The sequence below is a fragment of the Streptomyces sp. NPDC088354 genome, from assembly GCF_044753585.1.
Taxonomy (GTDB): domain Bacteria; phylum Actinomycetota; class Actinomycetes; order Streptomycetales; family Streptomycetaceae; genus Actinacidiphila.
Genome location: NZ_JBIVNJ010000009.1, coordinates 283,665 through 292,967 on the forward strand (window position 1 = coordinate 283,665; position 9,303 = coordinate 292,967).

The following is a 9,303-nucleotide window of genomic DNA, read 5'->3' on the forward strand; positions in this document are numbered from 1 at the left end:
GCTTTCAACCGATGATGGAGTGCGCATGAAGGTCGAGATCTACAGCGACATCGCCTGCCCGTGGTGCTACGTGGGCAAGCGCCGTTTCGAGCGTGCGCTGGCCGCGTTCCCGCAGGCCGGCCAGGTCGAGGTGGTCTACCGGCCGTTCCAGCTCTCCCCGGAGAAGTCCGAGACGCCCGAACCGCACCGCGCCTACCTGAGCAAGCGCTTCGGACCGCAGGCGACCGCCATGGACGCCCGGCTGGAGGAGCTCGGCCGCGCCGAGGGCCTGGCCTTCGACTTCGACCGCGCCATCGAGAACAACACCCTCCTCGGCCACCGGCTGCTCTGGCACGCCCTCACCGACTACGGCCCGGCTGTGCAGGCCGCGCTCAAGGACCGTCTGCTCGTTGCGCACTTCGCCGAGGGCGCCGATGTCGGCGACCGCGAGACGCTGGCGTCGCTGGCCGCCGAGGCCGGGCTCGACCGCGACCGGGCGGCGGCGTTCCTCGCCGGCGACGAGGGACACGAGGAGGTGCTCGCCGAGATCGACGAGGCCCGCGCGATCGGTGTGAACGCCGTCCCCACCTTCGTCTTCGAGGGCAAGTGGGCCGTCCAGGGCGGTCAGGAGACGTCCACCTTCCTGCGCGTGCTGGAGCAGGTGGCGCAGGAGACGGGCACCGCCCCCGTCGCGGGCGACGCCGCCGCCTGCACCGATGACGCCTGCGAGGTACCGGCCCCGTAGCTCCTAGTCGCAGCTGAGGCGGGCGCCCGCCCAGTCGGCGACGTTCGCCAGGTGCAGCCGGCGGCTCGGCTCGACGACCAGGCGGACGGTCTTGGAGCCCGCGATCGGCACATGGACGGGCACGCCCGGGTCACCGCCGTGGATCACATCGGAGCGCCACAGGCGTGTGCCGTCGCCGTAGACGGAGAAGCGCGCGGCGCCGAGGCCGAGGGAGAGGTCGTCGATGCCGGCGACCGCGTCGAACGCGCTGCAGGAGCGGTTGAGCACGATCGTCACGGAGGACGGCGCGGCGACGGTGACGCCGCCCGCGTACCGGGTGCCGTCGATGGCGAGGCTCCAGCGCTGCCACATCCAGTCGCCGATGCGGATCACCGGACGGTCCGACGTGCCCGGGCCGCCGTAGCCCAACTGGTTGAGCGCGAAGACCCGGTGCTCCGGCGGCGGGGTCGGCTCGACGGTGGGGCTGGGCGTCGGCGAGGGCGGGGGCGTGGGCGTCGGCGCGGGTGTCACGGTCGGCGGCTGGGTCGGGGTGGGCTTGGGTGCCGCCGCGGGGGTGACGCTCGGCTCTGCCACCGGCTTCGGGGTGGGGAGCGGGGCCTGCCTGTGCGGCGGCCGCGAGACCGGCGGGGCGGGTGCCGGCGATGCCTTCGAGGGTGCCGGCGTCGGTGCCGGCCGGGGCACCGCCGGGGCGGCCGACGGCTTCCTGTGTGCCTGCGGCCGCGGCGGTGTGTCGTTGCCGGACAGGGCGAGCGCGACGGCCACCCCGGCGGCGGCGACGACCACGCCCGTCACGACGGCGATCTTCAGCGGCGCGCCGACGCCCTCGGCCGCCGCGGCGCCACTGGCTCCCGCGCCGGCGCCGCCCGCCGAACCTCCGGCCGCGGCACCCGCACCCGCACCCGCGGCCGCCGCCGCTCCCGCGGCGGCGGCACCGGCGGCCTTGACGGCGTACGAGGCGGCGAACCACCCGATGACCGCCACCGGCAGCAGGCCCTTGAGCGCCGCGTTCACGTCCGCCAACTCGGCCGCCGCGAGGCGGCACTTGGCGCACTCCTCCAAGTGCTTGCGCAGTTCCCGGTCGGCCCGCATCCGCAGACCGCCGCGGGCGTGCGCGCCCAGCCGGTCGGCGTACTGGGCGCAGCCGCCCTCGGCGGTGAGGGACGCGGAGACGTGCGCCTGCAGATAGGCCTGGCGCAGTCCTTCGCGCGCCCGGTGGGCCAGCACCGCCGTCGCGTTCGCGGTCAGTCCGAGCAGGGGCGCGACCTGGCTGGGCGACTCCTCCTCGACGGCGGTGTGCCACAGCACCGCCTGCCAGCGTTCCGGCAGCGTGCGGAACGCCTGCATGGCCAGCGACCGCTCGGCCACCTGCATGGCGCGTACGTCCGCGCCGAGGTCCGTGGTCTCGCCCGCCGTGCCGGAACCGGCCGCCGACACCGCGAACACCGCGAAGTCGTCGACCAGTTGCTCACGCTTGGCGCTGCCCGTCCAGGAGGCGGCGACCCGGCGCACCGTGGTCAGCAGATAGGCGCGCACCGCCGCGTCGGGACCGCTGCCCCCGCGGATCGCCTGCAGCGTGCGGGCGAAGACCTCGCCGGTCAGGTCCTCGGCGGTGTGCGTGTCGCGGCAGCAACCGCGCGCGTAGCGGCGCACGGCGGCGGCGTGGCGGCGGTACAGCTCCTCGTACGCGCTGTCGTCCCCGCCGCGCACCCGCGCGACGAGGTCGGCGTCGGACACGGGCGCGTCCGCGGTGGCCGGCTCCGCCGCCTTCGCGGAGGGCATCTCCACGGTCGGCCGGTCGTCCGACGGCCGACTGCCCGGGACGGGGGCCTCACGACGTTCGGCCAGCGGCTCCCGCTGGCCCGGCACGCGACCGGAGGACTGCTCCTCGCCGGAGTCCGATCCCGCCTCGGGGGCGGGCTCCGGCTCCCCGTTTCCTTCATCCACGGGCGTAAGCGTGGCACAAGCGTCGCTTCCGATGACCTGCCAAACATCGGAACCACTCGTCCGGGGAGTTTTCACTCCCCGGACCGAGCACCATCACCCGGACGGGGCAGCGTCACGCCCCCGGACGGGACCGCAGGCCGTCGAGCAGGATGTCCAGCAGCCGTGCGGAGGCGGCCGCCTGGTGCGCCGGGTCGGGCAGCGAGGGCGCCGCCGTGGCTATCACCAGCAGCACGTCGGCCACGGACACGTCCGCCCGCAGCTCACCTGCCGTACGCGCCCTCTCCACCAGTTGCCCGACGACCTCCAGCAGCGCCGTGATCCCGGCACCGGACGCGGCGTCCTCCGCCGCGCCGCGCTGCTGCGGCACCCGTGCCTCCTCGGCCCCCGCCGGCTGCACCTGCAGCACCTGCGGCGGCAGCAGCCGTCCCGCACCCGAGGCGACGGACGTGCGCAGGAAGCGCGACAGGGCCGACCAGGCCTCGTCCTCCTGGCCGAGCGCGGCGCGCGCCTGCTCGGTCAGCCGCGCCGTCTCCTCCTCGGCGATCCGCCGCACCAGCACGTCCTTGCTCGGGAACCGCCGGTAGACCGTGCCGACGCCCACCCGGGCCCGGCGCGCGACGTCCTCCATGGGCGCGCCGTAGCCGAGCTCGCCGAAGACCTCGCGCGCGGCCCGCAGCACGTGCTCCAGGTTCCGCTGCGCGTCGACCCGCAGCGGGGACGTGCGGCTGCCGGCTCCCGCGCCCCCACCTGCACCGATGTGGCCGCCGGGATCGATTGCGCCACCGGCCACCGACGCCATCGATGCCGCGGGCGCCCAATGAGGGTCCTGAATATGCATATGTGTATCCCCCGGAAAATCGCGTCTCCCCCCGGAGACTCCCCACCCCATGATCGCCGGGCCGCTGCGACAGCTCGCCACAGGGACACCCCGACGGGATACGAACATAGTTGAGGGCAGGTCAAGAATGAAGGGGCAACCTACCCACGATCGGAGTACCCGCGCCGCCGTGTCCGCGCCCACGCACTTCAGGGCGGTGGGGAACCCGCCCGTGACCTGCCGGACAACAGGATTCGGCCATTCATTGCCGTACGCCCTGTGGACAAACCCCGAGCGGGCATTGCCTCATGGAACGATGGCAGCACTCAAGGAGCCGTCCGGCGCGGGCCGCGAGTCCGCGGTCCCGCGCGTCCTGGTGGTCGGCGGCGGATACGTCGGCATGTACACCGCCCTGCGACTGCAGCGGAAGCTGGCGCGCGACGAGGCGGAGATCGTCGTCGTCGAACCGCAGCCGTACATGACCTACCAGCCCTTCCTCCCCGAGGCGGCGGCGGGCTCCATCTCCCCGCGGCACGTCGTGGTCCCGCTGCGGCGCGTCCTGGACCGCTGCACGCTGGTCATCGGCGAGGCCCGGCGCATCGACCACGCCCGGCGGATCGCCGCGGTGGCCACCCTCGCCACCGAGGAGGAAGGTTCCGGCGAGCTCCTGCTGCCGTACGACCACCTGGTCATCGCCCCCGGCTCGGTCCCCCGGACGCTGCCCATCCCCGGCCTCGCCGAGCACGGCATCGGCTTCAAGACCGTCGAGGAGGCCATCGGCCTGCGCAACCACGTCCTGGAGCAGCTCGACATCGCCTCCTCCACCCGGGACGTGGAGGTCCGCGACGCCGCGCTCACGTTCGTCGTCGTCGGCGGCGGCTACGCGGGCGTGGAGGCGCTGGCCGAACTGGAGGACATGGCCCGCCACGCCGTGCGCTACTACCACAACGTCGAGGCCGACGACCTGAAATGGATCCTGGTCGAGGCCACCGGCCGCATCCTTCCCGAGGTCGGCGAGGAGATGGGCACGTACGCCGTCCGCGAGCTGCGCGGCCGCAACATCGACGTCCGGCTGAACACCCGGCTGGAGTCCTGCGAGAAGCGCGTGGTCGCCCTCGACGACGGCTCGCGGCTGCCCGCCCGCACGATCGTGTGGACCGCCGGCGTCAAGCCGCACCCGGTCCTGTCCCGCACCGGCCTGCCGCTGGGCGACCGCGGCCGCGTCCGCTGCGCCGCCACCCTGCGGGTCGACGGCACCGACAACGTCTGGGCGGCGGGCGACGCCGCCGCCGTGCCGGACCTGGCCTCCGGCGACCCGGACGCGCTGTGCGCCCCCAACGCCCAGCACGCCCTGCGCCAGGCCCGCGTGCTGGCCGACAACATCGTCGCGAGCCTGCGCGGAGGGCCCCTGAGCGACTACCGTCACGCCTACGCGGGGTCGGTCGCCTCCCTCGGGCTCCACAAGGGCGTCGCACAGGTCTACGGTCGCAGACTCACGGGCTACCCTGCCTGGTTCATGCACCGCGCGTACCACCTCAGCCGGATGCCCACCTTCAACCGCAAGGCGCGCATCCTGGCCGAATGGACCCTGTCCGGGCTCTTCAAACGGGAGATCATCTCGCTCGGCTCCCTGGAGAACCCGCGCGCGGAGTTCGAGCTCGCCGCGGGCGCCGGCCGCAAACCCGACGCGCCCTGACCGACCAGTGCGGATGCAATCGCCGATTCCCCCGGAGCGGCGGGTCGGCCACACTGGACCCTGTGACCATGCGTGCGTCAGTACCTGCAAAGAGTGACAAATACGAGGAATCGGACGTTTGAACCTCACGCGCTGGAGCGCCCGGCTCCCCGGAACACAACGTCGCAATGCCCAAGCGGCGGCCGCGAGCACCGAACCCCCCTCCGGCGGGGCGGTCCCCGCGGCCCGCGGCCAGGCGGGGGAACACGCCGACGCGCCGGCGCACACCCTCGACGCGCTCCCCGTGCGGGAGGTGCTGTCCCGGCTCCCCGCGCTCATCGCGGTCACGCACGGCTCCGCCCACCGCCTGGGCTACGTCAACGAGGCCTACGCGGAGGTCTTCGGCCCCCGCACCCCCGGCGAGCCCGCCCGTGAGGCCCTGCCCGAGCTCGCGGAGCTCGGCCTGCTCCCCCTCATGGACCAGGTGTTCCGCAGCGGCAAACCCCGCACCGTGAAGGCCCGCAAGGTCGCCACCGCCACCCGGCAGGGCTACTTCACGATCACGTGCAGCCCCGTTCCGGTGAAGGACGGCGGCGACACCGGCGGCGTCCTGGTCTTCGCCACCGACGTCACCGACCAGGTGCAGGCCGCCGAGCGACTGCGCGAGAGCGAACGGCGTCTGCACGCGACCGCGGTCACCCTCCAGCGCAGCCTGCTCCCCCAGGAGCTCGAACAGCCCGACGACCTGCGCGTCGCCGCCACCTACCAGCCCGGCGGCACCGACGCCGCCGTCGGCGGCGACTGGTACGACGTCATCACCCTCGGCGCCGGCCGCACCGCCCTGGTCATCGGGGACGTCATGGGCCGCGGTGTGCGCGCGGCCGCCGTCATGGGCCAGCTGCGCACCGCAGTCCGCGCCTACGCCCGCCTCGACCTGCCCCCGCACGAGGTGATCCAGCTCCTGGACGGACTCGCCGCCGAGATCGACGCGATGCAGATCGCCACCTGCGTCTACGCGGTCCACGACCCGAGCGAGAGCCGGCTGTCGTACGCGTCCGCCGGCCACCTGCCGATCGTCGTCCGCGACGCCGACGGCACCGTGCACCGGGCCGACGAGCCCACCGGTCCCCCGCTCGGCACCGGCGGCTGGGTCCACACCTCGGGCACCGTGCCGCTGGGCCCCGGCGCCACCGCCGTCCTGTACACCGACGGCCTGATCGAACGCCGGGGCGAGGACATCGACGAGGGCGTCTCCGCCCTGATGAACACCCTCGCCGGCGCCACCGGCAGCCCGCAGGTGATCTGCGACCGCCTGCTGCGCGCGCTCGGCGTGACCTCCGAGCACGCCGACGACGTGGCTGTCCTGGTCCTGCAGTACCCGCAGCGCGAGGGCACCGACTCCGAGCTCTTCCGCAACGCGTCGCTGGAACTGCTCGGCGGCGTCGAGGCGGCCCCCCGCGCCCGTGCCTTCGCGCAGGGCGTCCTGACCTCGTGGCGCTTCCCCGTCGAGCTCGTCGACCTCGGGGTGCTCGCCGCGAGCGAACTGGTCGCCAACTCCCTACAGCACGGGGTGCCGCCCATGCGGCTGCGGCTGCGCCGCACCGACCGCCGGCTGATCATCGAGGTCACCGACGGCGACGACCACCTGCCGCGCCGCCGCCGCGCCGAACCGGTCGACGAGGCGGGCCGCGGCATCTCGATCATCGCCACCATCGCCTCCGGCTGGGGCTCCCGGCGCACGCCGGGCGGCGGCAAGGCGGTGTGGTGCGAGTTCGCGCTCCCCACCTGAGGGCGGACTACGCGGCCAGCACCGGCTCCGTCAGCGGCGCGTCCTGGTGGACCGTCAGCCGGTGTCCCAGGCGCAGCGACAGCACGGTGACCCCCAGCGAGCAGGCGACCAGCATCACGATGTACTGCGGGTACATCCCGGCACCCGCCATGAGGCCGCCCACCGCGGGCCCCACGGCCATCGCGAGCTGCTTCACCAACGCGAAGGCGGAGTTGTACTGGCCGACCATCCGCTCCGGTGCCATGTCCGCCACCAGCGGCGCGACGGTCGGCGACAGCATCGCCTCGCCGAGCCCGAACAGCGCGTACGTGGAGATGAGCATCGCCGTCGCGATCGCGTGCGCGTCGCCCACGAGCCCGGACAGCCCCGCGACGACCCAGGCCACGGCCCACAGCACACCCACCGCCGCGATGACCCGGCTGCGGCGCCGCCGCTCCACCGGCCGCAGGATGAGGAACTGCGCGACCACGATGGCCGCCGTGTTCGCCGCCAGCGCGATGCCCAGTGTCGACGGCGACACCTTGGTCACCTCGACCGCGTAGGCCGACAGGCCCGACTCGAACTGCCCGTAGCAGGCGAAGAACAGCACGCCGCCCAGTACGCACAACTGGATCATCGCCCGGTCCCGGAGCAGCGCCCGCCAACCGCTCGCCGCGCGCTCCGTCGGCGCCGCCTCCATCCGGGACGTCCTCGGCAGCCGTACGGAGGCCACCACCGCGGCCAGCACGACGAACATCGTGGCCTCGACGGAGAACAGCAGCGTGAACGAGCCCGGCCGCGCGGTGTCGACCAACAGTCCGCCCAGCAGTCCCCCGATGCCGAGCCCCAGGTTGCTCAGGAAGAACTGGGTCGCGAAGGCCCGCGACCGTGTCGTCGGGGTGGAGCACCACACGATGAGCGTCGCCAGCGCGGGCTGCATCACGGCGATGCCGGCGCCCATCACCACCGAAGCGGCGATCACCAGCGGCGCGCTCGTCGCCAGGCCGAAGCCCAGCGCGCCCACCGCGGACGCCATCGCCCCGGCCAGCAGTACGGGCAGCGGGCCGTTCCGGTCGATCGTCCGCCCGGTGAAGGGCAGCACGGCGAGGGCGGCGACGGCGAACGCCGACAGCACGACACCCGCGGTCCCCGCTCCCAGGCCGCGTACCTGCGACACGTAGACGAACAGGAACGGCACGGTGAAGCCGTTGCCGAACGCGCTCAGCGCGTTGCCCAGCTGGATCCGGCGCAGCGCGGCGCCCATCGCGGTGGTCACACTCACCCCTTAGGTCAGAAGTCCTCAAGTGCTAAGACTTCAACAGTAAAGTTCGAAGTTGAACAGTACACAACGGAAGTCTTTAGGGCCAATGAGTTCCATGGCACACTCGTGCCATGACGAGCGCAGGCGACGGCCAGTCCAACTCCCCTCAGGAGCTGGACCTCGATGAGCAGATCGCGATCTACCAACGCGAGTTCCCCGAGGTGGACCCCCAGGTCGAGAAGATCGTCACGGCACTCGGCCGGCTGAACCGGCGCCTCCACGTGGGCTACAGCCGCCACCTGTCCGCGGTCGGCATCACCGCCGCCGAATGGGAGGTCCTCAAGGCCCTCGTCGTGGTGGGCCGGCCCTACCGGCTCGGCCCGGGCGACCTCGCCAAGCGACTCGGCCTCACCCCTGCCGCGATGACCCACCGCATCGACCGGATGGTCTCCGAGGGCCTGGTCACCCGTGAACGCGACGAGTCCAACCGGGTCCGCGTCATCGTGGAGCTCACCGACGTGGGCCGCGGCAAGTGGCTCGAGACCATGCGGATGGCCGCCGCCTTCGAGGGCGACCTCCTCCAGGACCTCGACCCGGACGAACGCTCCGTCCTGGGCGAACTGCTGACCCGCCTTCTGCGCCGCGTCGAGGCCGACCAGCCCGACGCCGGCGGCAGGCTCAAGGACCTCGACTGACCCGGTTTGACACTCGCATCCGCGATCCGTAGTGTTCTCCGGGTTGCCCGCTGGTGAACAGTTCGTCTGCACCGGTTCCCGGGCGACCATCCCGAAGCAAGTTTCCGAACGAACGACGAGTAGTCGTTTCGTTTTCGTGCGCGCTTTCGGAATGAGGATCGGCGGAATTGTTCGATTGGCATCGGGCGCCATTGATCCGCTAACGTTCAACCCGTCGGAACGGCCCAACAGCCGGGAGGACAAGCCCCGCTGACGGGGGATCAGGCCGGAAACGGTCTGATACAGTCGGAAAAGCCGAAAAGCGAAAGCCGGACGGCACACCCGCTCCAGAGGGTGGCAGAGAAGGAAATCGGATCTGCTAAGCTGGAGACAACGAAGGGAAAGCCCGGAGGGGCCGGTGAAACGGTCTCGAAGGAAGC

The 9,303-nt window shown here is 72.8% G+C and carries 7 protein-coding genes; 4 read left to right on the plus strand and 3 right to left on the minus strand.

The genetic code is table 11. From position 1 onward, the window contains the following. Positions 1–25 precede the first annotated feature (25 nt). Positions 26–724: a DsbA family oxidoreductase gene (locus tag ACIP98_RS17025; protein WP_319665391.1), complete on the plus strand. Its 699-nt coding sequence runs from the start codon at positions 26–28 to the stop codon at positions 722–724. A gap of 3 nt (positions 725–727) precedes the next feature. Here the strand turns inward: ACIP98_RS17025 and ACIP98_RS17030 are convergent, their stop codons facing one another. Both ACIP98_RS17030 and ACIP98_RS17035 read right to left on the minus strand, forming a co-directional pair. After that, positions 728–2,503, minus strand: coding sequence for a sigma-70 family RNA polymerase sigma factor (locus ACIP98_RS17030; protein WP_401976594.1), 1,776 nt, complete (start codon positions 2,501–2,503; stop codon positions 728–730). A 277-nt stretch (positions 2,504–2,780) separates the two neighbouring features. Beyond that, on the minus strand, positions 2,781–3,506 hold the full coding sequence (locus tag ACIP98_RS17035; RefSeq protein WP_319665390.1) for a helix-turn-helix domain-containing protein: 726 nt from the start codon (positions 3,504–3,506) through the stop codon (positions 2,781–2,783). 295 nt (positions 3,507–3,801) lie between these two features. Between ACIP98_RS17035 and ACIP98_RS17040 the strand changes: the two genes are divergently transcribed. Both ACIP98_RS17040 and ACIP98_RS17045 read left to right on the plus strand, forming a co-directional pair. Continuing rightward, positions 3,802–5,181 carry an NAD(P)/FAD-dependent oxidoreductase gene (locus tag ACIP98_RS17040; RefSeq protein ID WP_401976561.1) on the plus strand — a complete coding sequence of 460 codons (1,380 nt, stop codon included), beginning with the start codon at positions 3,802–3,804 and terminating at the stop codon, positions 5,179–5,181. 118 nt (positions 5,182–5,299) lie between these two features. Continuing rightward, positions 5,300–6,949, plus strand: coding sequence for a SpoIIE family protein phosphatase (locus ACIP98_RS17045; protein WP_319665388.1), 1,650 nt, complete (start codon positions 5,300–5,302; stop codon positions 6,947–6,949). Between the two features lie 7 nt (positions 6,950–6,956). Here ACIP98_RS17045 and ACIP98_RS17050 read toward each other — a convergent pair whose 3' ends face one another. Then, positions 6,957–8,204, minus strand: coding sequence for an MFS transporter (locus tag ACIP98_RS17050; RefSeq protein ID WP_401976564.1), 1,248 nt, complete (start codon positions 8,202–8,204; stop codon positions 6,957–6,959). 116 nt (positions 8,205–8,320) lie between these two features. Here ACIP98_RS17050 and ACIP98_RS17055 point away from each other — a divergent pair, with 116 nt between their 5' ends. Then, on the plus strand, positions 8,321–8,884 hold the full coding sequence (locus tag ACIP98_RS17055) for a MarR family winged helix-turn-helix transcriptional regulator (protein WP_401976567.1): 564 nt from the start codon (positions 8,321–8,323) through the stop codon (positions 8,882–8,884). Positions 8,885–9,303: the final 419 nt, after the last annotated feature.